General features: G+C 61.1%; 23 protein-coding genes. 14 read left to right on the forward strand and 9 right to left on the reverse strand.

What is annotated here, in order from left to right; translation table 11 throughout:
- The first annotated feature begins 87 nt into the window (after positions 1–87).
- The 3 genes from BMH52_RS27785 (at position 88) to BMH52_RS27795 (ending at position 5,361) form a co-directional block, all read left to right on the forward strand.
- Positions 88–2,139, forward strand: a complete 2,052-nt coding sequence (locus tag BMH52_RS27785; RefSeq protein ID WP_014719673.1) for a bifunctional diguanylate cyclase/phosphodiesterase — start codon at positions 88–90, stop codon at positions 2,137–2,139.
- A gap of 126 nt (positions 2,140–2,265) precedes the next feature.
- A complete protein-coding gene (locus tag BMH52_RS27790; RefSeq protein WP_014719674.1) occupies positions 2,266–3,603 on the forward strand; it encodes an imelysin family protein in 1,338 nt (445 codons plus the stop codon).
- A gap of 303 nt (positions 3,604–3,906) precedes the next feature.
- Positions 3,907–5,361 (forward strand): TrkH family potassium uptake protein, encoded by a 1,455-nt coding sequence (locus BMH52_RS27795; RefSeq protein WP_003193780.1) that lies wholly within the window; start codon positions 3,907–3,909, stop codon positions 5,359–5,361.
- On the opposite strand, the gene BMH52_RS27800 is transcribed toward BMH52_RS27795, so the two are convergent.
- Positions 5,318–6,376 carry an AraC family transcriptional regulator gene (locus BMH52_RS27800; RefSeq protein ID WP_073845677.1) on the reverse strand — a complete coding sequence of 353 codons (1,059 nt, stop codon included), beginning with the start codon at positions 6,374–6,376 and terminating at the stop codon, positions 5,318–5,320. The genes BMH52_RS27795 and BMH52_RS27800 overlap by 44 nt on opposite strands.
- Positions 6,377–6,536: 160 nt before the next feature.
- Between BMH52_RS27800 and BMH52_RS27805 the strand changes: the two genes are divergently transcribed.
- The 3 genes from BMH52_RS27805 to BMH52_RS27815 all read left to right on the forward strand — a co-directional run bounded on the left by BMH52_RS27805 (position 6,537) and on the right by BMH52_RS27815 (position 8,778).
- On the forward strand, positions 6,537–6,848 hold the full coding sequence (locus tag BMH52_RS27805; RefSeq protein ID WP_014719676.1) for a DUF962 domain-containing protein: 312 nt from the start codon (positions 6,537–6,539) through the stop codon (positions 6,846–6,848).
- A gap of 447 nt (positions 6,849–7,295) precedes the next feature.
- Positions 7,296–7,478 (forward strand): hypothetical protein, encoded by a 183-nt coding sequence (locus BMH52_RS27810; RefSeq protein ID WP_014719677.1) that lies wholly within the window; start codon positions 7,296–7,298, stop codon positions 7,476–7,478.
- Positions 7,479–7,581: 103 nt separating this feature from the next.
- Complete coding sequence (locus tag BMH52_RS27815; protein WP_014719678.1) at positions 7,582–8,778, forward strand: MFS transporter; 1,197 nt, start codon at positions 7,582–7,584, stop codon at positions 8,776–8,778.
- Here the strand turns inward: BMH52_RS27815 and arfB are convergent.
- Both arfB and BMH52_RS27825 read right to left on the reverse strand, forming a co-directional pair.
- Entirely contained in the window at positions 8,775–9,188 is a 414-nt protein-coding gene (gene arfB / locus BMH52_RS27820; RefSeq protein ID WP_003193787.1) for an alternative ribosome rescue aminoacyl-tRNA hydrolase ArfB, read from the reverse strand. The genes BMH52_RS27815 and arfB overlap by 4 nt on opposite strands.
- A gap of 107 nt (positions 9,189–9,295) precedes the next feature.
- Positions 9,296–10,714, reverse strand: a complete 1,419-nt coding sequence (locus BMH52_RS27825; RefSeq protein ID WP_014719679.1) for an amino acid permease — start codon at positions 10,712–10,714, stop codon at positions 9,296–9,298.
- Between the two features lie 647 nt (positions 10,715–11,361).
- Here BMH52_RS27825 and BMH52_RS29370 point away from each other — a divergent pair.
- Both BMH52_RS29370 and BMH52_RS27830 read left to right on the forward strand, forming a co-directional pair.
- Positions 11,362–11,499 carry a hypothetical protein gene (locus BMH52_RS29370; protein ID WP_003175756.1) on the forward strand — a complete coding sequence of 46 codons (138 nt, stop codon included), beginning with the start codon at positions 11,362–11,364 and terminating at the stop codon, positions 11,497–11,499.
- A gap of 74 nt (positions 11,500–11,573) precedes the next feature.
- Complete coding sequence (locus tag BMH52_RS27830; RefSeq protein WP_014719680.1) at positions 11,574–12,533, forward strand: hypothetical protein; 960 nt, start codon at positions 11,574–11,576, stop codon at positions 12,531–12,533.
- Positions 12,534–12,726: 193 nt separating this feature from the next.
- Here BMH52_RS27830 and rluB read toward each other — a convergent pair whose 3' ends face one another.
- The 6 genes from rluB to BMH52_RS27860 all read right to left on the reverse strand — a co-directional run bounded on the left by rluB (position 12,727) and on the right by BMH52_RS27860 (position 17,677).
- The gene (gene rluB, locus BMH52_RS27835) at positions 12,727–13,935 is read right to left on the reverse strand and encodes a 23S rRNA pseudouridine(2605) synthase RluB (RefSeq protein ID WP_014719681.1); all 1,209 of its coding nucleotides are present in this window, start codon (positions 13,933–13,935) and stop codon (positions 12,727–12,729) included.
- Positions 13,936–14,079: 144 nt separating this feature from the next.
- Positions 14,080–14,271: a DUF1289 domain-containing protein gene (locus BMH52_RS27840; protein WP_072435162.1), complete on the reverse strand. Its 192-nt coding sequence runs from the start codon at positions 14,269–14,271 to the stop codon at positions 14,080–14,082.
- Positions 14,272–14,418: 147 nt separating this feature from the next.
- Positions 14,419–15,339, reverse strand: a complete 921-nt coding sequence (gene scpB / locus BMH52_RS27845) for an SMC-Scp complex subunit ScpB (RefSeq protein ID WP_072435161.1) — start codon at positions 15,337–15,339, stop codon at positions 14,419–14,421.
- Positions 15,340–15,351: 12 nt separating this feature from the next.
- Positions 15,352–16,050 (reverse strand): ScpA family protein, encoded by a 699-nt coding sequence (locus BMH52_RS27850; RefSeq protein ID WP_164365898.1) that lies wholly within the window; start codon positions 16,048–16,050, stop codon positions 15,352–15,354.
- A 120-nt stretch (positions 16,051–16,170) separates the two neighbouring features.
- Positions 16,171–16,800, reverse strand: a complete 630-nt coding sequence (locus BMH52_RS27855) for an L-threonylcarbamoyladenylate synthase (RefSeq protein ID WP_003193796.1) — start codon at positions 16,798–16,800, stop codon at positions 16,171–16,173.
- A 13-nt stretch (positions 16,801–16,813) separates the two neighbouring features.
- Positions 16,814–17,677, reverse strand: a complete 864-nt coding sequence (locus BMH52_RS27860) for a PHP domain-containing protein (RefSeq protein WP_073845679.1) — start codon at positions 17,675–17,677, stop codon at positions 16,814–16,816.
- A gap of 87 nt (positions 17,678–17,764) precedes the next feature.
- On the opposite strand from BMH52_RS27860, the gene BMH52_RS27865 reads away from it, so the two are divergent.
- From BMH52_RS27865 to BMH52_RS27890, 6 genes are all read left to right on the forward strand, one after another.
- Positions 17,765–18,361, forward strand: coding sequence for a septation protein A (locus tag BMH52_RS27865; protein ID WP_014719685.1), 597 nt, complete (start codon positions 17,765–17,767; stop codon positions 18,359–18,361).
- 1 nt (position 18,362) lies between these two features.
- Positions 18,363–18,662: a YciI family protein gene (locus tag BMH52_RS27870; RefSeq protein WP_014719686.1), complete on the forward strand. Its 300-nt coding sequence runs from the start codon at positions 18,363–18,365 to the stop codon at positions 18,660–18,662.
- A gap of 100 nt (positions 18,663–18,762) precedes the next feature.
- A complete protein-coding gene (locus tag BMH52_RS27875) occupies positions 18,763–19,440 on the forward strand; it encodes a response regulator transcription factor (protein ID WP_014719687.1) in 678 nt (225 codons plus the stop codon).
- A gap of 251 nt (positions 19,441–19,691) precedes the next feature.
- On the forward strand, positions 19,692–20,150 hold the full coding sequence (locus BMH52_RS27880; RefSeq protein ID WP_014719688.1) for an LTXXQ domain protein: 459 nt from the start codon (positions 19,692–19,694) through the stop codon (positions 20,148–20,150).
- A 64-nt stretch (positions 20,151–20,214) separates the two neighbouring features.
- Positions 20,215–21,561 (forward strand): HAMP domain-containing sensor histidine kinase, encoded by a 1,347-nt coding sequence (locus tag BMH52_RS27885; RefSeq protein WP_014719689.1) that lies wholly within the window; start codon positions 20,215–20,217, stop codon positions 21,559–21,561.
- A gap of 37 nt (positions 21,562–21,598) precedes the next feature.
- Positions 21,599–22,948 (forward strand): CoA transferase, encoded by a 1,350-nt coding sequence (locus BMH52_RS27890; RefSeq protein ID WP_073845681.1) that lies wholly within the window; start codon positions 21,599–21,601, stop codon positions 22,946–22,948.
- Positions 22,949–23,021: the final 73 nt, after the last annotated feature.

A 23,021-nucleotide genomic window follows, 5' to 3' on the forward strand; every position in this document is an offset into this window, starting at 1 on the left:
ACAGTAATGTCCCTTTGACTGCCCTCCCCAGATTGCCAATACTCATGGCATATTGACGGCCACCCGCATGAGACAAGGAATGCCCCTTTGAAGCTGGAACTCAAGAACAGCTTGTCGGTGAAGTTGCTACGGGTTGTGCTGCTGTCGGCCTTGATCGTGGGTGTGGCGCTGAGCGTGGCGCAGATCGTTTTTGATGCCTACAAGACACGCCAGGCCGTGGCGGGCGATGCCCAGCGCATCCTCGACATGTTTCGCGACCCCTCGACCCAGGCCGTGTACAGCCTGGATCGCGAGATGGGCATGCAGGTGATCGAAGGTCTGTTCCAGGACGATGCTGTGCGCATGGCCTCTATCGGCCATCCCAACGAGACCATGTTGGCGGAAAAAAGCCGCCCTTTACAGCGGTCCCCCAGCCGCTGGCTGACCGACCTGATTCTTGGCCAGGAACGATCCTTTACTACCGCGTTAGTCGGCAAGGGCCCCTACAGCGAATATTACGGCGACCTGAGCATCACCCTCGACACCGCCACCTATGGCCGAAGTTTTCTGGTCAGCTCGGTCATCATCTTTATCTCGGGCGTATTGCGCGCCCTGGTCATGGGGCTGGTGCTGTACCTGGTGTATCACTGGATGCTGACCAAACCGCTGTCGCGGATGCTCCAACACCTGACCTCGATCAACCCGGACCGCCCCAGCGAGCACAAGATCCCTCAGCTCAAGGGTCATGAACGCAACGAACTGGGGCAGTGGATAAACACCGCCAACCAATTGCTCGAATCCATTGAGCGCAATACCCACCTGCGGCACGAGGCCGAGTCCAGCCTGTTGCGCATGGCCCAGTACGACTTCCTGACCGGCCTGCCGAACCGCCAGAAGTTGCAGGCGCAACTGGACAAGATCCTAACGGACGCTGGCCGCCGGCAACGCCGTGTCGCGGTGTTATGCGTGGGGCTGGATGACTTCAAGAGCGTCAACGAGCAATTCACCTACCAGGCCGGCGACAAACTCTTGCTGGCCCTGGCCGACCGCCTGCGCGCCCATAGTGGCCGCCTGGGCACGCTCGCCCGCCTGGGCGGCGACCAGTTCGCCTTGGTGCAAGCCGATATCGACCAGCCCTACGAGGCCGCCGAACTGGCACAAAGCATCCTCGATGACCTGGAGGCTGAATTCGCCCTCGACCACGACCTGATCCGCCTGCGCGCCACCATCGGCATCACGCTGTTTCCGGAAGATGGCGACAGCACCGAGAAGTTGCTGCAAAAAGCCGAGCAGACCATGACCCTGGCCAAGAGCCGCTCGCGCAACCGCTATCAGTTTTATATCGCCAGCGTCGACAGCGAAATGCGCCGGCGCCGTGAACTGGAGAAAGACCTGCGCGATGCCCTGAGCCGCGAGCAGTTCCACCTGGTGTACCAACCGCAAATCAGCTATCGCGACCATCAGGTGGTCGGCGTGGAGGCCCTGCTGCGCTGGCAACACCCGGAACATGGGCTGGTACCGCCGGACTTGTTTATCCCGCTGGCGGAACAGAACGGCACCATCATTCCCATTGGCGAATGGGTGCTGGACCAAGCGTGCCGGCAATTGCGCGAATGGCATGACCAGGGTTTCACGGCGCTGCGCATGGCCGTCAACCTGTCCACGGTGCAACTGCACCACACCGAGTTGCCGAGGGTGGTCAACAACCTGATGCAGATCTATCGCCTACCGCCACGCAGCCTGGAGCTGGAAGTCACCGAGACCGGCCTGATGGAAGACATTAGCACCGCCGCTCAGCATCTGCTGAGCCTGCGTCGCTCCGGGGCGCTGATCGCCATTGATGACTTCGGCACCGGCTATTCCTCCCTGAGTTACCTCAAAAGCCTGCCACTGGACAAGATCAAGATCGACAAGAGCTTCGTCCAGGACCTGCAGGACGACGACGATGACGCAACCATCGTGCGCGCCATTATCCAATTGGGTAAAAGCCTGGGCATGCAGGTGATTGCCGAAGGGGTGGAGACCGCCGAACAGGAGGCCTACATCATCTCCGAGGGGTGCCATGAAGGGCAGGGTTATCACTACAGCAAACCGCTGCAGGCCCGGGAGTTGACGGCTTATCTGAAGCAGTCCGAACGTAATAACGCCGTGAGTCTTTGAATTTACACTTCGATACTCAATATTTCCCGCGTATAAGCCTTTACACAAAATGCAAATCTTTCGCATTATGTCGCAGCGTTTGCGCTCCCCGCGCGCCCTTTCAACAACCGAAGCAGGATGTTCGCCATGATTCGTATGCCCCTGGCCACCGCCAGTCTGCTGGCCATTGCCATTTCTCTCGCCGGTTGCGGCGAAGGTAAAGACAAGGCCGCCGCGCCCCAGGCACCCGCTGCCGCCAGCACTACCGCACCGGCGGCTGCCCCGGCAGGCCAGGTCGACGAAGCAGCCGCCAAGGCCGTGGTCGCGCACTACGCAGACATGGTGTTTGCGGTGTACAGCGATGCCGAATCCACCGCAAAAACCCTGCAGACCGCAATCGATACTTTCCTCGCCAACCCGAACGACGAAACCCTGAAAGCGGCCCGTACCGCCTGGATCGCCGCACGCGTACCCTACCTGCAGAGCGAAGTATTCCGCTTCGGCAACACCATCATCGATGACTGGGAAGGCCAAGTGAACGCCTGGCCCCTGGATGAAGGCCTGATCGACTACGTCGACAAGTCCTACGAGCACGCGCTGGGCAACCCAGGTGCCAACGCCAATATCATCGCCAACAACGAGATTCAGGTGGGCGAAGACAAGGTCGACGTCAAGGAGATCACCCCGGAAAAACTCGCCAGCCTCAATGAGCTGGGCGGTTCCGAAGCGAACGTCGCCACCGGCTACCACGCCATCGAATTCCTGCTGTGGGGCCAGGACCTTAACGGCACCGGCCCAGGCGCGGGCAACCGCCCGGCGTCGGACTACATGACCGGTGACGGTGCAACCGGCGGTCACAACGAGCGTCGCCGCACTTACCTGCGTGCTGTCACCCAACTGCTGGTCAGCGACCTGCAGGAAATGGTCGACAACTGGAAGCCCAACGTCGAAGACAACTACCGCGCCACCCTGGAGTCGGAACCGGGCACCGACGGTTTGCGTAAAATGCTGTTCGGCATGGGCAGCCTGTCCCTGGGCGAACTCGCCGGGGAGCGCATGAAAGTGTCCCTGGAAGCCAACTCGCCGGAAGACGAGCAGGACTGCTTCAGCGACAACACCCATTACTCGCATTTCTACGACGCCAAGGGCATCCGTAACGTCTACCTGGGCGAATACACCCGTGTTGACGGCACCAAGCTGACCGGCGCCAGCCTGTCGTCTCTGGTGGCCAAGGTCGACCCGGCAGCCGACGCAGCCCTCAAGGCTGACCTGGCAGCCACCGAAGCGAAGATCCAGGTGATGGTTGACCACGCCAACAACGGCGAGCACTACGACCAGTTGATCGCCGCTGACAATGAAAAGGGCAACCAGATCGTGCGTGACTCGATTGCCGCCCTGGTCAAGCAGACCGGTTCGATCGAAGCCGCTGCTGGCAAGCTGGGTATCAGTGACCTGAACCCGGACAGCGCTGATCACGAGTTCTGATCAAGCACAGTTAAAAGAGGCGACCTGCGGGTCGCCTTTTTCATGCGCGCAATAACTGCCGCGTCTATCCCTGTAGGCGCTGGCTTGCCTGCGATGGCGGTGGTTCAGTCGACTAATCTGTAACTGACACACCGCCATCGCAGGCAAGCCAGCTCCCACATTGGATTGCGGGGCGTCAGGTGAATATACGCCGGCTGGCAGGCCAGCTCCCACAGGGGTTCTCCATCAACCCGCAGCCCTCGGTTTACAAGACCTGCACCGCGGGTAGAATGGCGCCTCTGCCCAATCACCCGAGCGAACTTCATGGCGTTGCCGACCCTGCGCATCATCGGTTTCATCATCGGCATCTTCCTGATCACCCTTGCGGTCGCCATGGTAATCCCGATGGCGACCCTGGTGATCTTCGAACGCACCAGCGACCTGCCCTCGTTCCTGTGGGCCAGCCTGATCACCTTTATCGCCGGGTTGGCGTTGGTCATTCCTGGCCGCCCCGAGCACGTGCACCTGCGCCCCAGGGACATGTACCTGCTGACGGTCAGCAGTTGGGTGGTGGTGTGCATCTTCGCCGCCCTGCCCTTTTTGCTGACCCAGCACATCAGCTACACCGACTCGTTCTTTGAAAGCATGTCCGGCATCACCGCCACCGGCTCCACCGTGTTGAGCGGCCTGGACAGCATGTCGCCGGGCATTTTGATGTGGCGTTCGTTGCTGCACTGGCTTGGCGGTATCGGCTTTATCGGCATGGCGGTGGCGATCCTCCCGCTGCTGCGCATTGGTGGCATGCGCCTGTTCCAGACCGAATCCTCGGACCGCTCTGAAAAGGTCATGCCTCGCTCACACATGGTGGCGCGCTTGATCGTGGCCGCCTATGTGGGCATCACCATCTTCGGCAGCCTGGCCTTCTGGTGGGCCGGGATGGGCGTGTTCGATGCGATCAACCATGCAATGTCGGCGATCTCCACCGGTGGGTTTTCCACCTCGGACGAGTCCCTGGCCCATTGGAAACAACCGGCGGTGCACTGGGTCGCGGTGGTGGTAATGATCCTTGGCAGCTTGCCGTTCGCCCTGTACGTGGCCACCTTGCGCGGCAACCGTCGGGCGCTGATCAAGGACCAGCAGGTGCAAGGCTTGCTCGGCCTGTTGCTGGTGACCTGGCTGGTACTCGGCACCTGGTACTGGTGGACCACCAACCTGCATTGGCTCGATGCCTTGCGCCATGTGGCGCTGAACGTGACGTCTGTGGTGACCACCACCGGCTTTGCACTGGGGGACTACAGCTTGTGGGGCAACTTCTCACTGATGCTGTTCTTCTACCTGGGCTTTATCGGCGGCTGCTCAGGCTCCACCGCAGGCGGTATCAAGATCTTCCGTTTCCAGGTGGCCTACATCCTGCTCAAGGCCAACTTGAACCAGTTGATCCATCCCCGCGCGGTGATCAAGCAGAAGTACAACGGCCATCGCCTCGATGAGGAGATCGTGCGCTCGATTCTGACTTTTTCGTTTTTCTTCGCCATCACCATCTGCATGATCGCCCTGGCGCTGTCACTGCTGGGCGTGGACTGGATGACCGCATTGACCGGCGCCGCCAGTACCGTTTCCGGCGTGGGCCCCGGCCTGGGCGAAACCATCGGCCCGGCCGGCAACTTCGCCACCCTGCCGGATGCCGCCAAGTGGATCCTGTCCCTGGGCATGTTGCTGGGGCGCCTGGAGATCATCACCGTGTTTGTGTTGTGCATTCCGGCGTTCTGGCGTCACTGACCGACGACATTTGCTGCAAGCGCGCCCGGTATTCGCCGGGCGTGGCATCGAACCAGCGGCGAAACGCGCGGAAAAAGTTGCTCGGGTCGGCAAACCCCAGCAGGTAGGCGATTTCCAGCAAGGTCATATTGGGTTGTGCCAGGTACTGCTCGGCCAGTTCGCGCCGGGTGTCATCAAGCAAGGCCTGGAAACTGGTGCCCTCCTCCTGCAAACGCCGCTGCAAGGTGCGCTGGGACAGGTGCAGCGTCTGGGCCACCGCTTCGCGCTTGGGCTCGCCCTGAGGCAACAGGCGGCACAGCACCTGACGCGCCTTATGGGTCACCCGGCTTTCGGAAAAACGTGCCAGGTATTCACCGGCAAAGCGATCATGCAACAGCGCCATGGCTTCGTTGGCCGTGGGCAGCGGCGCCTCCATGTCAGCCTGCTCGAAAATCAGCGCGTCATAGGGTGCATTGAATTGCAAAGGCGCATGAAAGGCCTGTTGGTAGGGCGCCAGGTCCGCTGGCTGCTCGCCTTGCAGCAGCACTTTGCGGGGCTGCAGGGTGCGCCCGGTGAGCCAGCCACACAGGGCCAGGGCGCTGGCCAGCGAGGCTTCGGCGCTTTGACGGGTGGGCGGCAGGTGATCGCCATGCACCGTCAGAATCAACGCATAGCCTTCAGGTAACAGTCGAAAACTCAAATCAGCGCTTTCGGCGATGATGCGCTGGTAGCGCACCAATCGCATAAAGCCTTCGGCCAGGGTGTTGCTGGACATCAACGCATAACCGGCAACGTGAAACGAGGCCGGGCGCACCACCTTGCCCATGTTCAGGCCAATCGCCGGGTTACCCGACACCTCTACCGCGCGTTGCCACAGGCGGGTCATGGCGTCTTGCGGGAAGCGCGCATCGGGATCACTGAGGGCCGCATAATCCAGGCCCAGTTGCTTGAACAAGGCACGGCAATCCAGGCCATCCATTTCCAGCGCCTTGACGATGCCCATCGCCCAGCTTGCAGAAGTTGTTCGTTCGCTCATGGCGTCTTCTTGTTGAAAGCAGGCTCAAACGGCAGCCAGGAAGCCAAGGATACTAAAGTGGCATCTATTGTCACTGGCTGTTACCACTGATCACTCTAGACTCAAATAAGCTCCCCGCCGCACACCCGTTGGCGGCACAACAACCAGAGGGCCGGTGACCGTGGAAAACATCAAGAAATACAACAGTTTTGCCGAGTTCTACCCGTACTACTTGGCCGAGCATGGCAACAGCACCTGCCGACGCCTGCACTTTATCGGCACCACCCTGGTGATCGGCATTCTCGCGTACGCCATCGGCAGAGGTTCATGGGTCCTGCTGCTGGCCTTGCCGCTCGCGGGCTACAGCTTTGCCTGGATTGGCCACTTCTTTTTTGAAAAGAACCGCCCCGCCACCTTTCAGCACCCGTTCTACAGCTTGCTGGGAGATTTTGTGATGTACCGCGACATGATTCTGGGCAAGGTGCCGTTCTAAATCCCTTGTAGGAGCGAGCTTGCTCGCGAAGCCCCCACAGACACCGCTGGCTACCTGACGCACTGCGTTATCGTTGACGCTTTTCGCGAGCAAGCTCGCTCCTACAGTGTTTTAAGAGAAAAATGGGCGAGACAGTCGAGATAAAAGTCTTTTTGTCATTTACGGTGCTGTATCCTGCCAAGGCTTTTTGAGAGCGCGGAATCACCTGCGATTGAAAAAACAGACCTTGCGAGGAGCGACCACGATGCACGAGATACCTAATCTCCCCTTCCCAAGCCTGCACCCAACTGAGCAGCCAACACCGCAGCAGGCCAGCGACAAGCAGCCTGAGGCCAAAGAAGCAAAACCAGTCGAGCGCGAAAGCCGGGACTGACGCCGTACCAGACCGTGTGGAAAGCGCGCCTTTGAGCGCTTTCCACACTGCCTGAATCATCCGAGACCTTCACTATGACCACCTCCCCTTCCGACACGCCGGACGCCGCTGTACTCGACGCTGCCTTGCAGATGGTCGAAGTCTGGAACCGCCTCAGTGCCGACAAGCAAGCAGCACTGCTCAAGCGCTTTGGCACCCAGGAAAACGCTTTGGCTGCCCTGGTGACCACTCAATTGCTGGCCCCCACCCAAGCTTGATCGGCTTTAGAGCTGACGTTTTACATTTTTGCCGCCCTGCCCGGCCTGCGCGCCGGTATCATTAGCAGCCTATCTTTACCTGCTGCGACAGTGGATCTCTCCCATGCCAGATACCCAGCGCCCCATGGCGGTCACGCTGCAAGTTGTTTCCATCGTGCTGTTTACCTTTATCGGCTATTTGAATATCGGCATCCCCCTGGCCGTATTGCCGGGCTATGTCCATAGCCAGCTGGGCTATGGCGCCGTCATTGCCGGGCTGGTGATCAGCGTGCAATACCTGGCAACCCTGCTGAGCCGCCCCTATGCCGGCAAGATCATCGACAACCTGGGCAGCAAGCGCGCCGTGGTGATCGGCCTGGTGGGCTGCGGCTTGAGTGGCGTGTTCATGTTGTTTGCGGCGTGGTTTTCCAGCCTGCCGGCTCTGAGCCTCGGCTGCCTGCTGGTCGGTCGGCTAGTGCTGGGCAGCGCTGAAAGCCTGGTGGGTTCGGGGGCGATTGGCTGGGGCATTGGCCGTGTCGGCGCCGCGAACACGGCCAAGGTTATTTCCTGGAACGGCATCGCCAGCTACGGCGCGCTGGCGGTCGGCGCGCCGTTGGGGGTGCTGCTGGTCAGCCAGTTGGGGCTGTGGAGCATGGGCGTCAGCATCATTCTGTTGGCCGTACTGGGTGTGGTGTTGGCCTGGAAAAAACAAGCCGCGCCGATTGTGCCCGGCATCCGTTTGCCGTTCATGAATGTACTGGGCCGCGTGCTCCCCCATGGTTGCGCGCTGGCATTGGGCTCTATCGGCTTTGGCACCATCGCCACCTTTATCACGTTGTATTACAGCACCCAGCACTGGGATAACGCGGTGTGGGCCTTGAGCCTGTTCGGTGCCAGTTTTATCGGCGCGCGCTTGCTGTTTGGCAATTTGATCAACCGCATTGGTGGTTTTCGCGTCGCAATCGCCTGCCTGTCGGTGGAAGTACTGGGCCTGCTGTTGCTGTGGCTGGCGCCGGATGCCCAACTGGCGTTGGCGGGTGCGGCGTTGAGCGGTTTCGGTTTTTCCCTGGTGTTCCCGGCGTTGGGAGTGGAGGCCGTCAACCTGGTGCCGGCCTCCAGCCGTGGCTCGGCGGTGGGCGCCTATTCGCTGTTTATCGACTTGTCCCTGGGCATCACCGGGCCGCTGGCGGGCGCCGTGGCGGCCGGGTTTGGCTTTGCCTCGATCTTCCTGTTCGCCGCCCTCGCCGCTTTCGCCGGTTTGCTGCTGAGCGTCTACCTGTACCGCCAGGCGCCCAAGGCCCGCGAAACACGCGACGCCTAGAAGTCGACCTTGCCGCGCCCGGCCTTGATGCTGCCGCGCTTGGTCTTGGACTCCAGGCGGCGTTTCTTCGAGCCCAGGGTAGGCTTGGTCGGACGGCGTTTTTTCTCGACCTTGGTGGCGCTCTGGATCAACTCCACCAGGCGCTCCAGCGCATCGGCGCGGTTCTGCTCCTGGGTGCGATATTGCTGGGCCTTGAGCACCAGCACGCCTTCGCTGGTGATCCGGCTGTCACGCAGTGCCAGCAAGCGTTCCTTGTAGAACTCCGGCAACGAAGACGCCGGAATATCAAACCGCAGGTGCACCGCACTCGACACTTTATTGACGTTCTGCCCACCGGCACCCTGGGCGCGAATGGCGGTCAGCTCAATCTCGGCATCGGGCAGCTGTACGTTGTTGGAAATCACCAGCATGTAACACGGTCCTCCGGAAGAAGCCCTAGGATACGCGAATGCACCTTGGCCATCCCCTCAAACAACAAACCCGGCACAAGGCCGGGTCTGCTTAACAACATTGACGCTTACTTCACCGCGGGGACCGCCATATCCATGGACTGCTGCGCCCGCTTGTTCTTGACCCAGTAACAAACGCCCATGAACGCCACCCACACCGGGATCGCGTACACCGAGCGGTCAATGCCCGGAATCATCAGCATGGTGCCCAGAATAAACACCACAAAGGCCACGCAGATGATGTTGCCATACGGGTACCACAACGCCTTGAACAGCGGCACCTGGCCAATGCGGTTCATGTGCTGGCGGAACTTGAAGTGGGAGAAGCTGATCATCGCCCAGTTGATCACCAACGTGGCCACCACCAGCGACATCAGCAGTTCCAGCGCGTCATGGGGCATCAGGTAGTTCATCAGCACCGCCACCAGAGTGATCGCCGCCGAGGCCAGGATCGAACGCACCGGCACGCCGCGCTTGTCGATTTTCGCCAGGGCCTTGGGCGCGTCGCCCTGCTCGGCCATGCCCAAGAGCATGCGACTGTTGCAGTAGGTGCCGCTGTTGTACACCGACAGCGCGGCCGTCAGCACCACAAAGTTGAGGATATGCGCGGCGGTGTTACTGCCCAGCATCGAGAACACCTGCACGAACGGGCTGCCGCTGTAGGCATCGCCGGAGGCGTTGAGGGTCGCCAGCAGGCTGTCCCACGGGGTGAGCGACAGCAGCACCACCAGGGCACCGATGTAGAAAATCAGGATGCGGTAGATCACCTGATTGATCGCCTTGGGGATCACGGTGCGTGGTTGATCGGCTTCAGCGGCGGTAAAACCGAGCATTTCCAAGCCGCCGAAGGAGAACATGATGATCGCCATGGCCATCACCAAACCGCCGACGCCATGGGGGAAGAAACCACCATGCTCCCACAGGTTGCTGACCGAGGCTTGCGGGCCGCCGCTGCCGCTGACCAGCAGGTAGCTGCCCAGGGCAATCATGCCGACGATCGCCACCACCTTGATGATGGCGAACCAGAACTCGGCTTCACCGAAGACTTTGACGTTGGCCAGGTTAATCGCGTTGATCAGCACGAAAAACGCCGCAGCAGAGACCCAGGTCGGGATCTCCGGCCACCAGTAGTGCACGTACTTGCCGACGGCCGTCAACTCCGACATACCCACCAGAATGTACAGAATCCAGCAGTTCCAGCCCGAGAGGAAGCCGGCGAAACCGCCCCAGTACTTGTGGGCAAAGTGGCTGAAGGAGCCGGCGACCGGCTCCTCGACAATCATTTCGCCAAGCTGGCGCATGATCATGAAGGCGATAAAGCCGCAGATGGCATAGCCCAGGATCATCGAAGGGCCGGCGGATTTGAGCACCCCGGCCGAGCCCAGGAACAGGCCGGTGCCGATGGCGCCACCGAGGGCGATCAACTGGATATGCCGGTTTTTCAGGCCGCGTTTCAGCTCGCCTGAAGAAGAATGGGGTCCACTCATGAAAAGGGTCTCACGCAAGGTTTGAAGAGTTGAATGCAGGTTGCTGCCTTGAATTACCGACTCAAGCAGCGCCGCTCAAACCCCAGCGCAGGCACCAGGAGTACAGCGTTTTTCTAATGGTCATGCGTCACCTGTTTGTTTTTATCTGTGACGAAATCGAACCCGTCCGGCTCGTGGCCAGGCGGAGTGATCAGGGGGATCAAACCCTGAGGTCTTGGCCTTTTGCGCGGATACGCAAGGGGGGTCACAGTAAAACGCGGCGCATTGTACACCGCTCGACAGCTTCGGCACGCACCGGGAAAGCGCACGGGCGATTCTGTCAGCTAATGCTTACATCGGCGCGCCCTCCAACAAAGCCAGGGCAGTTGCGTAAATTTATCGTTACACCCCGGAAAATCTGCGTTACAGCCAGACTTTGGCAGCCCTCAACGGAATTCTGTCGGTAGGCAATGCCTGAAGAATCGCTTCAGCCAATTCACTGTTTTGCCTGAATAAAAAAATCCGCCAAAAAACAGAAGAAAAAATCCAAATGAAACCGTGTCAATAAATTTTTTGCATTTCGAAACACTCTCTTCTAGGTTCTTTGCACTTGCCCGCGAAGCCCGTGGGTGAGCCGTTCTCAATCAACGTCCTCTAGGAGATACACCATGCAAGCACTGGAAAACGACCTGGAAACCGAACTGCAACTCGACGATTGGTTTGAAGCGCCGACCCATGAGGCCGCCGTTGAAATGATGCAAGCCGATGCCGTTGTGCCTTTTGGCACCGCGATGTGGCCTTTCTAATACCCGGCAGGCATCCGGCAGGCGCTGTGCACGGCGCCTGCCCCCCTTACCCAAGGCACAGAAGGACACCCGTCATGGACAAGGCCCGCGCCGTCGAACATTTTCTCTACTACCTGGCACACCACCCCGCCCTCAACGGCCTGAACCGCCCCACCGTGTTGCTGGGCCATACCGAGCGCTATGACGCCATCGCCCAGGCGATCACCCACGGCAGCGCCGCCCGCTTCAACTTTCAACTGCAACGCCTGGACCTGGCCCCCAGCGACACCCTGTCCCAGGCCATTCAAAGCTGCGACCTGTACCTGTTTCTCTATGATTCCTCCACGCTGCCCAACCCGCGCGCCGAAGGTCCGGACTTTATCCGTGCCCTGCAAGGCGTGATGGCCGAGCACTGGAAAAAATCCCTGCTGTTCAAGGATTACGGCGACTATTTCTACGACACCTTCAGCGTCGAGCCCCAACGCATCGCCGACCTCAACGCCACACTGATCCGGCGCATGGCCCAGGCCAACGTGCTGAGCTTTACCGACAAACACGGTTCGCGCCTGGAAGCGCCGATGAGCAGCATCAAGAAGTGGACCAATATCAACGGCGTCGGCAACCACGACCTGGCGCCCGGCGAAATCGCCACCCACAGCGAAGCCATCAACGGCCAGGTGAGGTTTGTCGGCACCTTCCTCAGTACCATCCCCTTTGCACGCAAATACGGCGTGCTGCAATTGCCACTGGAGCTATGGATCGAGAACTCCACCGTTTGCAGCGTGGCCAGCGAAGTGCCGGGGCTGGCAGATGACTTCAACAAGTACCTGAATGCCAACCCGTCCAACCGTCGTGTGGAGGAGTTGGGGATTGGCACCAATGAAGGGGTCAAGGACCTGTATGCGCGCAATGCCGGGTTTGAAGAGCGTCACTGCGGGTTGCACCTGGGCTTGGGTGGCGGGCAGAAAGGCAGTCATCACCTGGACCTGATCTTTGCCAGTGGGGTGCTGGCGCTGGATGACAAGCCGGTGTTTGATGGCGCCTTTGCCTTTTAAAAAATCATAGACGTGTAGAGATCCCGGTGGGAGCTGGCTTGCCTGCCATAGCGGTGCGTCAGTCACCTTTTTACTCACTGACCCACCGCTATCGCGGGCAAGCCCGGCTCCCACAGTTGATTGCATTTCAAATGTAGATCGCAAAAAAAAACGCCAACCCTAGGGTTGGCGTTTTTATGCAGCGCTTAACGCATCACTGCGGCTTCTTGCGACCAAAACCAGGACGCTGGCCGGAACCGGCCGGTGCGCCACGGCGCTTGCCCGATGGCTCATCCGCGACCAGTTTCGGGCCAGGGCGCTTGTTCGCCGCTGGCTTGGCTGGACGCTTGGTGCTGGCGTTGTCGGCCGGGCGATCCGCTTCACCACGGTTGCTACGACCACCCGCCGGAGCAGGACGCGGCGTACGTGGCGCACGCTCGCCTTCCTGACGCGATGGCGTGGTGGGGCGGCGTTCACCTTCAATGTGCGGCTGACGCGAGATACGACCGCCGGTGGCCGGTGCATCCAGCGCAGGGCGCAGGGTGCGGGCAACACGTTCGGTACGTGGCACTGGGCGCGACGATTTGCGCTGCATACGCTCAAGCTTGTCTTTGCTCTTGGCGTTCATCTGCGGCATGGCAACCGGCGTCAGGCCCACTTCGGCGCTGAGGATATCGACCTCGTACTGGCTCATTTCGCGCCAGCGGCCCATCGGCAGGTCGGAGTTCAGGAACACCGGACCGAAACGCACGCGCTTGAGGCGGCTGACCACCAGGCCCTGGGACTCCCACAGGCGACGCACTTCACGGTTACGGCCTTCCATCACCACGCAGTGGTACCAGTGGTTGAAACCTTCGCCACCCGGCGCCTGCTTGATGTCGGTGAACTTGGCCGGGCCGTCTTCAAGCACCACGCCCGCCTTGAGGCGTTCGATCATCTCGTCATCGACTTCACCACGTACACGCACGGCGTATTCACGGTCCATCTCGTAGGACGGGTGCATCAGGCGGTTGGCCAACTCACCGTCAGTGGTGAACATCAGCAAGCCGGTGGTGTTGATGTCCAGGCGGCCGATGTTGATCCAGCGGCCTTCTTTAGGCTTGGGCATCTTGTCGAACACGGTCGGACGGCCTTCCGGGTCGTCACGGGTGCAGATCTCGCCGTCGGGCTTGTTGTACATGATCACGCGGCGCACCGATTCGGCGGCCTCTTCACGCTTGATGACCTTGCCATCAATGGTGATTGCATCGTGCAGGTCGACGCGCTGGCCGAGGGTAGCCTCGACGCCGTTGACCTTGATGCGCTTCTGGGTGATCCAGGCTTCGACGTCGCGGCGCGAGCCCACGCCGATACGCGCCAGCACTTTTTGCAGCTTTTCGCCTGCTGGGCCGATTTCCTGGTCTTTCTGGTCTTGGTCATTCATCGTAAGCACCTCCCGGTGGGTCGATTCAGGCATGGCCTGAGGGGTATTGAAAGCGGGGCCTAGGCCGAATAGGTCGGCAAGGGGTCGCGAATCATACGCGCATGGCGCGTGTTGCGCATCACAGACTAGCCGATAACGCCCAAGTCATTTGCTTTTCCGCCGACCGGTGGCGCCCAGGGCCAGCAAACGCAGCTGGGCTTCGGCCAGAACGGTGCGCTTGTCGGTTTTGTCGAGTTTCTTCCAGGCACGGATTTCACGCTTGCTGCGGCCACAGCCGACGCAGATGTCGTCGGCGAACTTGCAAATGCTGACGCATGGATCTTTGGTCGAACTCATACACTTCCCCTAGCGACGCAGATCAAATGTGGGAGCGGGCTTGCTCGCGAATGCGGTGTATCAGCTTGCAGATGCATTGACTGAAGCACCGCATTCGCGAGCAAGCCCGCTCCCACATGGGGTATTGCAGTGTTTGGATATATCGCGTCAGTCTTCGAACTGGCGGCGTTCGTTTTCGATGGCTTCAGCAAGCGCCCGGGCTTCGTCTTCTTCGTCACTCAGGGGCGGCTGTTCGAGGGCGGCGACGGCGGCCAGGAGCTTTTCCCGGGCCTGGGCCACGCCAAGCACATCGTCTTGGGCTTCGACCTCAGGCTCGGATTCAACGTTCACCTGGGTTTCTGGCTCCGCCGCACCATCACGCAGCAAATCGTCGAAGTCGGTCTTGATCCCCTGCTCCATGTCGTCCAGCTCCAGCAACAACGTATGGAAACTGGTTTCGTCCTTGGGCTCCTCCGGCTCGGCGCTGGCATCGGCCAGTTCCTGCAGGCTTTGCGGCACCGGCGCGTCGTCGAAATCGAGCACTGGCTCGGCCTCCATTTCGCGCAGTTCGGCCAGCGGCGGCAGGTCGTCGAGGTTCTTCAGGTTGAAATGATCGAGGAACACCTTGGTGGTGGCGAACATCGCCGGTTTGCCGGGCACGTCACGGTAGCCAACGATGCGAATCCACTCGCGCTCCAGCAGGGTCTTGACGATATGGCTGTTGACCGCCACACCACGCACGTCTTCGATCTCGCCCCGAGTGATGGGCTGGCGATAGGCGATCAGCGCCATGGTCTCCAGCATCGCCCTCGAGTAGCGCTGCGGGCGCTCTTCCCACAAACGCCCGACCCACGGTGAAAACTTCTCACGGATCTGCAGGCGATAACCCGACGCCACTTCGCGCAACTCAAAGGCACGGCCCTCACAGGACTTGCGCAGGATCTCCAAGGCTTTCTTGAACACCGGCGGCTCCGGGCGTTCGGCTTCTTCAAAGAGTTCGAACAGGCGCTCCAAAGATTGCGGTTTGCCCGAGGCCAGGAGAAAGGCCTCCAGCAAAGGGGCCAGTTCGCGGGGTTCAGTCAGATTCATCGATTCAGCTCGTTATTCGGCTCGCGCCCGCACGTGGATAGCCGCAAAAGGCTCATTCTGCACCAGCTCGACCAAGGATTCCTTGACCAGCTCAAGGATCGCCATAAAGGTCACCACCACGCCCAGTCGGCCCTCTTCGGCGGTGAACAACTCGACAAAGGGCACAAACCCACCGCCCTTGAGACGTTCCAGCACATCGCTCATGCGCTCGCGGGTGGACAGCGCTTCACGGCTGACCTGGTGGCTCTCGAACATATCGCCACGGCGCAGTACTTCGGCCATGGACATCAGCAATTCTTCCAGACTCACGTCCGGCAGCAACTTGCGCGCGCGCGCCTCGGGAGCGTCGAGCTTGGGCACCACCACATCACGGCCCACACGGCTCAGACCGTCGATGCCTTCGGCGGCAGCCTTGAAGCGTTCGTACTCCTGCAGGCGGCGGATCAGCTCGGCGCGCGGGTCATCCTCTTCGGCTTCTACCGTCTCCGAGCGCGGCAACAGCATGCGCGACTTGATCTCGGCGAGCATGGCGGCCATCACCAGGTACTCGGCGGCCAATTCCAGGCGCACCGACTGCATCAGTTCGACATAGCCCATGTACTGGCGGGTGATTTCTGCCACCGGAATGTCGAGGATGTTGATGTTCTGCTTGCGGATCAGGTAAAGCAGCAAGTCCAGGGGGCCTTCGAAGGCTTCAAGGAACACCTCCAGGGCGTCCGGCGGGATGTACAGGTCCAGGGGCATTTCCATGACCGCCTGGCCATACACCATGGCAAACGGCAGTTCTTGCTGGGCGCCAGCCTGGGGATCAGCGGCTTCCACGGCTGACATTCAGGCCTCGACCATGAACGGAGCCGGGTCGCCACAACCCACACGCACCACTTCTGGTTCGCCATCGGCCAGGTTGATCACCGTGGAGGCCTTGTTGCCGCCGTAGCCGCCGTCGATGATCAGGTCGACGTGCTTTTCCAGCAAACGGCGCATTTCGTAAGGGTCGTACAACGGCTCGGTTTCGCCGGGCAGGATCAACGACACGCTCATCAGCGGTTCGCCCAACTCGGCCAGCAGCGCCAGGGCAATCGGGTGTTCCGGCACGCGCAGGCCGATGGTGCGTTTTTTCGGGTGCAATAACAGGCGCGGCACTTCGCGAGTGGCGTTGAGAATGAACGTGTAAGGCCCCGGCGTGTGGGCCTTGAGCAGGCGGAAGGTACCGGTGTCGACCTTGGCGAACAGGCCGAGCTGGGACAAGTCGCTGCAGATCAGCGCAAAGTTGTGCTTGTCGTCCAGCTGGCGCAAGCGTCTTACCCGCTCGACCGCGCCCTTGTCGCCGATCTGGCAGCCAATGGCGTAGGACGAATCAGTCGGGTAGATCACCACGCCACCGGCGCGGATGATCTCTACGGCCTGCTTGATCAGGCGCGCCTGAGGGTTTTCCGGATGAATCTGGAAGAATTGACTCACGTGCTCTACCTGTTCAGACGGTGGCAATAATGGGGTCATGCTTGAATCGCCCCCACAACAGCGGCAGATCTTCCGGGACCTGACGATACTCGCCAATCTCGGACCAGCCGCCTGGGCCATGAAAATCACTGCCGGCACTGACCAGCAGACCAAATTCGCGGGCAAGGATCGCCAGGCTGCCGACCTGTTCTGCCGGTTGATGCCCGTTGACCACCTCGATGGCGTGGCCACCCGCACCAATATAGTCGCTGATCAGCTTGCGGCGCTTGCTGCGGGTGAAATCGTAATGCCAGGGATGCGCCAGGCTGACCCAGGCCCCGGAGGCCCGCAGGGTCTGGACGGTGTCTTCCAGGGTCGGCCAATGCAGCTTCACATCGCCCAACTTGCCGGCGCCCAGCCATTTGCGAAAGGCCTCGGCGCGATCCTTGACATAGCCTTCGCGCACCATCCAGTCGGCAAAATGCGGACGGGCCGGTGCGTTGCCGCTGTCGCCCAGCTCTTGCTGGATGGCGCGGGCGCCGTCGAGGGCGCCAGGCATACCTCTAAGGCTCAGTTTGCGGCTTATTTCTTCGGACCGCAGCCAGCGGCCATCGTGCAATTGGGCAATCGCCGCCACCAAGGGCGGGGCCTTTTGATCAAAACCGTAGCCCAGCACATGGATGGTGGCGCCGCCCCAGGTGCAGGACAATTCCACGCCGTTGACCAGCTGCATGCCCAGGGAATGCGCGGCCTGGCGGGCTTCATCGAGGCCTTCGAGGGTGTCGTGGTCGGTCAATGCCAAAACTCGCACGCCTTTTTCAAACGCACGCGCAACCAATACCGCGGGCGCCAGGGCGCCGTCGGAGGCCGTGCTGTGGCAGTGCAAATCAACATTCACGGGAGTGTGTAACCTCAAGTCAGCTGGCGCTATCGCAACCAAGGATGTTTGTTATTATGCCGTCACATCCAGCTTCTGGCTCTTACTGTGAAACAATTCATCGACTTCATCCCGCTGTTGCTGTTTTTCATCGTTACCAAACTCGACCCCAGGGTCATCGAAATCGCCGGCCACGAGCTATCGTTCGGAGGCATCTACAGTGCCACTGCCGTACTGATCATCAGCTCCATCGTAGTGTACGGCGCCATTTTCATCTCCCAGCGCAAGTTGGAAAAAAGCCAATGGCTGACCCTTATCGCCTGCCTGGTATTCGGTGGCCTGACCCTGGCCTTCCACAGCGAAACCTTCCTTAAATGGAAAGCCCCGGTGGTGAACTGGCTGTTCGCTCTGGTGTTCATCGGCAGCCACTTCATTGGTGACCGCCTGCTGATCAAGCGAATCATGGGCCATGCGCTGACCTTGCCGGAGCCGGTGTGGGTGCGCCTGAACGTGGCCTGGATCGTGTTTTTCCTGTTCTGCGGTGCCGCCAACCTGTTCGTGGCCTTCACGTTCCAGGACTACTGGGTCGACTTCAAAGTGTTCGGCAGCCTGGGCATGACCGTATTGTTCCTGATCGGCCAGGGCATCTACCTGTCGCGCCACTTGCATGACACCGCGTCTACCACGCCGAAAACCGAGGACTGACATGCTCTACGCCATCATTGCCACCGATATTGCCAACTCCCTGGAAAAACGCTTGAGCGTACGCCCGGCCCACGTCGAGCGCCTTAAACAGCTGCAAGCCGAAGGCCGCATCGTACTGGCCGGCCCGCACCCGGCGGTCGACAGCAATGACCCGGGCGACGCCGGCTTCACCGGCAGCCTGATCGTAGCCGAGTTTGCGTCCCTGGCCGACGCCGAGGCCTGGGCCAAGGCAGACCCTTACGTTGCAGCAGGCGTCTATGCCGATGTGGTGATCAAGCCGTTCAAGCAAGTCCTGCCTTGAACCCGGCTGCGTCGAACCTAATCGTTTCGGCGCACTCCTAATGGCTCACGGCGTCACCGGTGGGGTCGTCGCCGTCGACAATGGCTAAATCGAGTGAGTCATGAGCGAGCTGTTACTGATAGATGATGACCAGGAGCTCTGTGAGCTGCTGACCAGTTGGTTGAGCCAGGAAGGCTTCCAGGTGCGCGCCTGCCACAACGGCCTGAGCGCCCGCAAAGCCTTGGCCGAAGCCGCCCCGGCGGCGGTGGTGCTCGATGTGATGCTGCCCGACGGCAGCGGCCTGGAGTTGCTCAAGCAACTGCGCAACGACCACCCGGAGTTGCCGGTGCTGATGCTCTCGGCGCGGGGCGAGCCTCTGGACCGCATCCTCGGCCTGGAACTGGGCGCCGACGACTACCTGGCCAAGCCTTGCGATCCGCGCGAACTGACGGCGCGCCTGCGCGCCGTGTTACGCCGCAGCCACCCGGCCGCGGTATCGACCCAGCTGGAACTGGGCGACTTGTGCTTCAGCCCGGTGCGCGGGGTGGTCAGCATTGATGAGCAGGAATTCACCCTGACCGTCTCCGAAAGCCGCCTGCTTGAAGCCTTGCTGCGTCAACCCGGCGAGCCCCTGGACAAACAGGAACTGGCGCAGATCGCCCTGGGCCGCAAGTTGACCCTCTACGATCGCAGCCTGGACATGCACGTCAGCAACCTGCGCAAGAAGATCGGCCCACACCCGGATGGCCGGCCACGCATCGTGGCGCTGCGTAGTCGTGGCTACTACTACAGCCTCTAAACATCCCGCTTAACCCTGTGGGAGCTGGCTTGCCTGCGATAGCGGTGTGTCAGGCCACCGTTATGCTAACTGGCCCACCGCTATCGCAGGCAAGCCAGCTCCCACCATTGATTTCATCACCTTCAAGGGTTTTGTCAGCTCCTGTCAAACCTGTCTTTACCGAAGCTTTACCCTCCCCTGACCGCCGCTGACCTTGCGCTGCGTAACCTACTCACATCCGGACTCACCGGAATAGAGACAGGAGAATCACCATGCGCAAGACCCTTATCGCTTTGATGCTCGCCGCTGCACTGCCTACCGTCGCCATGGCCATGCCTGAAGGCCCGGGCCCGATGGGCGGCCACGAAGGCCACATGATGGGTGGCCCAGGCCACGGTGAACACGGTCCGCGTGGTAAAGGTGGCCCGTTCAGCCAGTTGGACTTGAGCAAGGAACAGCGTGAGCAGATCCGCAAGCTGATGGGTGAGCAATGGCACGCTCGCAAAGACCTGACCCAAAAGTACCTGGACAAACTGCCGGCCGCTGACCAGAAGGCGATGCAGGACGAAATCGCCGCCGGCAAGCAGAAAACCCAGGCCGATATCCGCGCCGTGCTCAAGCCCGACCAACAGAAGAAGTACGACGAGATCGTCAAGAAGCAAGCCGAGCGCCGCGCCGAATGGAAAGAGTTCCAGGCCTGGAAAGCCCAGCAAGCGCAAAAAGCGCAATAATGGCCTAGCTTCACCCCAGCCCAGTGGTTCGCGCCGCTGGGCTTTTCCTGTTTGAGGGTTTCCTGTGCGTTCATTGTTCTGGCGTATCCTGGCGAGTTTCTGGCTGGCCATCGCCCTGGTAGGCGGGTTGTCGATTTTGCTTGGGCATATGCTCAACCAGGACGCCTGGATTCTGAGCCGCCACCCTGGCCTCAACAACCTGGCCCAAGAGTGGACGCAACTCTATGAAGCCCAGGGCGAAGACGCCGCCCAGGACTTGCTGCAACAGCGCAAACGCCAGTACCACATTGATGTGCAAGTGCTGAACGAGAGTGGCGAGCCGGTGGTGCGGGGCACCTTCCCGCGCCGCGCCGCCGCCTTCGAAGCCCGGCAGAACGACAGCCAGGACGGCCACCTGCCGTGGCGACGCCTGACCGCCGAGTACACCAGCGACAAAACCGGCGACACCTACCTGCTGATCTACCGCATTCCCCACCCGGAGCTGGAGGCCTGGCACCGCAGCAGCCTGCTGTGGCCGCTCAGTGCCCTGGCGATTACCCTGGTGGTGCTGACCCTGTTCAGCCTTCTGGTGACGTTGTCCATTACTCGCCCGCTCAGTCGTTTGCGCGGCGCGGTGCATGATCTGGGGCAAACCACCTATCAACAAAACAGCCTGGCGCAACTGGCCAACCGGCGCGACGAATTCGGTGTCTTGGCTAACGACTTCAACCGCATGGGCGCGCGCCTGCAAAGCCTGATCGGCAGCCAGCGCCAGTTGCTGCGCGACGTCTCCCACGAACTGCGCTCGCCGTTGGCGCGCTTGCGTATCGCCCTGGCCCTGGCCGAACGCGCCAGCCCCGAAGAGCGGGAAAAACTCTGGCCGCGCCTGACCCGCGAATGCGATCGCCTGGAAGCCTTGATCAGCGAGATCCTGGTGTTGGCACGGGTCGACGCCGACAACGCCAGCGCCGAAGACATCGACCTCACCCCGTTGCTTAAAACCCTGCAAAAGGACGCCCAACTCAGTGCCCCCGAGCAAGTGGTGCAACTGACGACTGCCAATGATTTGCAGCTTAAAGGCTGGCCGACCATGATCGAACGCGCCGTGGACAACCTGCTGCGCAATGCCCAGCGCTTCAACCCGGTGGGCGAACCGATTGAATTGCAGGCCCAGCATCAAGGCGGGCGCATTCTGATCAGCGTACGCGACCACGGCCCCGGCGTTGAAGCCGAGCACCTGAGCCAATTGGGCGAGCCGTTCTATCGGGCGCCGGGCCAGACCGCCCAAGGTCATGGCCTGGGCCTGGCCATCGCCCGTCGCGCCGCCGAGCGCCATGGCGGCAACCTGATCCTGGCCAACCATCCCGATGGCGGCTTTATCGCCAGCATCGAACTGCCCTTGATCCCTGGGGTTGCCACACCAGTGGGATGATCTTCTATAGTGGCCCTTCTCTTACGGAGGGCCTTTGATGACTGACCTGCTGACTCCCATCCAAGCCGCACTCGCGTTACCGCACGCCCCACTGCCCCAGACCCAGGCCGGTGCCTTGCCCTCGACCTTTGCCGTGACTGACCTGGCGGCCGCCAGCATCGGCGCCGCGGGCCAGGCTATCGCCCAGTTGATTGAGCAACAAACCGGGCGTCTGCCCAGCGTCAGCGTGGATCGGCGCCTGGCCTCGTTGTGGTTCTCTTCGTCGATTCGCCCCGTGGGGTGGCAAGTGCCGCCTTTGTGGGGCCCGGTAGCGGGTGATTACGCCAGCGTCGATGGCTGGATCCGCCTGCACACCAACGCGCCCCATCATCGTGCGGCGGCCGAGCGGGTATTGGGGCCTGCCGCTGATCGCGCCGCCATGGCGAGTAGAGTCGCGACCTGGAAAGCCGCCGAACTGGAACAGGCGGTTGTCGATGCGGGCGGTTGTGCCGCGCAAATGCGTAGCTGGCAAGCCTGGCAGCAGCATCCCCAAGGCTTGGCGGTAAACGCCGAAGCGTTGATCCAGCGCCAGGTCTTCGAACCCGGCATCGACAAACCCTGGCTAGGCTCAGCCGCTCGCCCACTGGCCGGCATCAAGGTGCTGGATTTGACCCGGGTGCTGGCCGGCCCGGTGGCCAGTCGTTTCCTCGCAGGCTTAGGCGCCGACGTACTGCGCATCGACTCGCCCACCTGGAACGAACCTGGCGTCGTCCCGGAAATGACCCTGGGTAAACGCTGCGCCCGCCTTGATCTAAAGCGCCACGACGACCGGCAGGTGTTTGAAACGTTGCTCAAGGACGCCGACATTCTGTTCCACGGTTACCGCGCCGATGCCCTGGAGCAACTGGGTTATACCCTTGGCGAACGTCAGCACATCGCCCCCGGCCTGATCGACGTCAGCCTCAACGCCTACGGCTGGAGCGGCCCATGGCGTAATCGGCGTGGCTTTGACAGCCTGGTGCAGATGAGCAGCGGGATTGCCGAGGCCGGCATGGCCTGGAAACAGACGGATAAACCGCTGCCGCTACCGGTGCAGGCGCTGGATCACGCCACCGGCTATTTGATGGCCGCCAGCGCGATCCGGGCTTTGGCCGAGCGCCTGGACTCCGGACGCGGCGGTTCGGCGCGCTTGTCGTTGGCGCGCACGGCGAAGTTGCTGGTGGCGGCCGGGCAAGTGCCACAGCAAGCGGCATTGCGCGAGGAAGATATCAATGACCAAGGCCTGGTGGTGGAGCAGACAGCCTGGGGCCAGGCCCACCGGCTACTGGCGCCGCTGAGCATCAGTGGCACGCCGTTGCAGTGGGATTTGCCGGCGGTGGAACTGGGCTCGCATCGGCCACAGTGGTGACTTCTCGTCCGCTTTCGCGAGCAAGCCCGCTCCCACACTTGACCGAGTACATTCTTTGAAATGCGATAAACAT

The organism is Pseudomonas sp. BTN1 (genome assembly GCF_001907715.1).
GTDB lineage: Bacteria > Pseudomonadota > Gammaproteobacteria > Pseudomonadales > Pseudomonadaceae > Aquipseudomonas > Aquipseudomonas paracarnis.

What these genes read in the sequence shown, in the direction of transcription:
- BMH52_RS27880 (WP_014719688.1), top strand. Translation starts at nt 19,692, where the DNA reads ATGCGCAAGACCCTTATCGCTTTGATGCTCGCCGCTGCACTGCCTACC.
- BMH52_RS29370 (WP_003175756.1), top strand. Translation starts at nt 11,362, where the DNA reads ATGCAAGCACTGGAAAACGACCTGGAAACCGAACTGCAACTCGACGAT.
- scpB (WP_072435161.1), bottom strand. Translation starts at nt 15,339, where the DNA reads ATGAATCTGACTGAACCCCGCGAACTGGCCCCTTTGCTGGAGGCCTTT.
- BMH52_RS27790 (WP_014719674.1), top strand. Translation starts at nt 2,266, where the DNA reads ATGATTCGTATGCCCCTGGCCACCGCCAGTCTGCTGGCCATTGCCATT.
- BMH52_RS27890 (WP_073845681.1), top strand. Translation starts at nt 21,599, where the DNA reads ATGACTGACCTGCTGACTCCCATCCAAGCCGCACTCGCGTTACCGCAC.
- BMH52_RS27810 (WP_014719677.1), top strand. Translation starts at nt 7,296, where the DNA reads ATGACCACCTCCCCTTCCGACACGCCGGACGCCGCTGTACTCGACGCT.
- BMH52_RS27825 (WP_014719679.1), bottom strand. Translation starts at nt 10,714, where the DNA reads ATGAGTGGACCCCATTCTTCTTCAGGCGAGCTGAAACGCGGCCTGAAA.
- BMH52_RS27870 (WP_014719686.1), top strand. Translation starts at nt 18,363, where the DNA reads ATGCTCTACGCCATCATTGCCACCGATATTGCCAACTCCCTGGAAAAA.
- BMH52_RS27800 (WP_073845677.1), bottom strand. Translation starts at nt 6,376, where the DNA reads ATGAGCGAACGAACAACTTCTGCAAGCTGGGCGATGGGCATCGTCAAG.
- rluB (WP_014719681.1), bottom strand. Translation starts at nt 13,935, where the DNA reads ATGAATGACCAAGACCAGAAAGACCAGGAAATCGGCCCAGCAGGCGAA.
- BMH52_RS27795 (WP_003193780.1), top strand. Translation starts at nt 3,907, where the DNA reads ATGGCGTTGCCGACCCTGCGCATCATCGGTTTCATCATCGGCATCTTC.
- BMH52_RS27815 (WP_014719678.1), top strand. Translation starts at nt 7,582, where the DNA reads ATGCCAGATACCCAGCGCCCCATGGCGGTCACGCTGCAAGTTGTTTCC.
- BMH52_RS27840 (WP_072435162.1), bottom strand. Translation starts at nt 14,271, where the DNA reads ATGAGTTCGACCAAAGATCCATGCGTCAGCATTTGCAAGTTCGCCGAC.
- BMH52_RS27875 (WP_014719687.1), top strand. Translation starts at nt 18,763, where the DNA reads ATGAGCGAGCTGTTACTGATAGATGATGACCAGGAGCTCTGTGAGCTG.
- BMH52_RS27830 (WP_014719680.1), top strand. Translation starts at nt 11,574, where the DNA reads ATGGACAAGGCCCGCGCCGTCGAACATTTTCTCTACTACCTGGCACAC.
- arfB (WP_003193787.1), bottom strand. Translation starts at nt 9,188, where the DNA reads ATGCTGGTGATTTCCAACAACGTACAGCTGCCCGATGCCGAGATTGAG.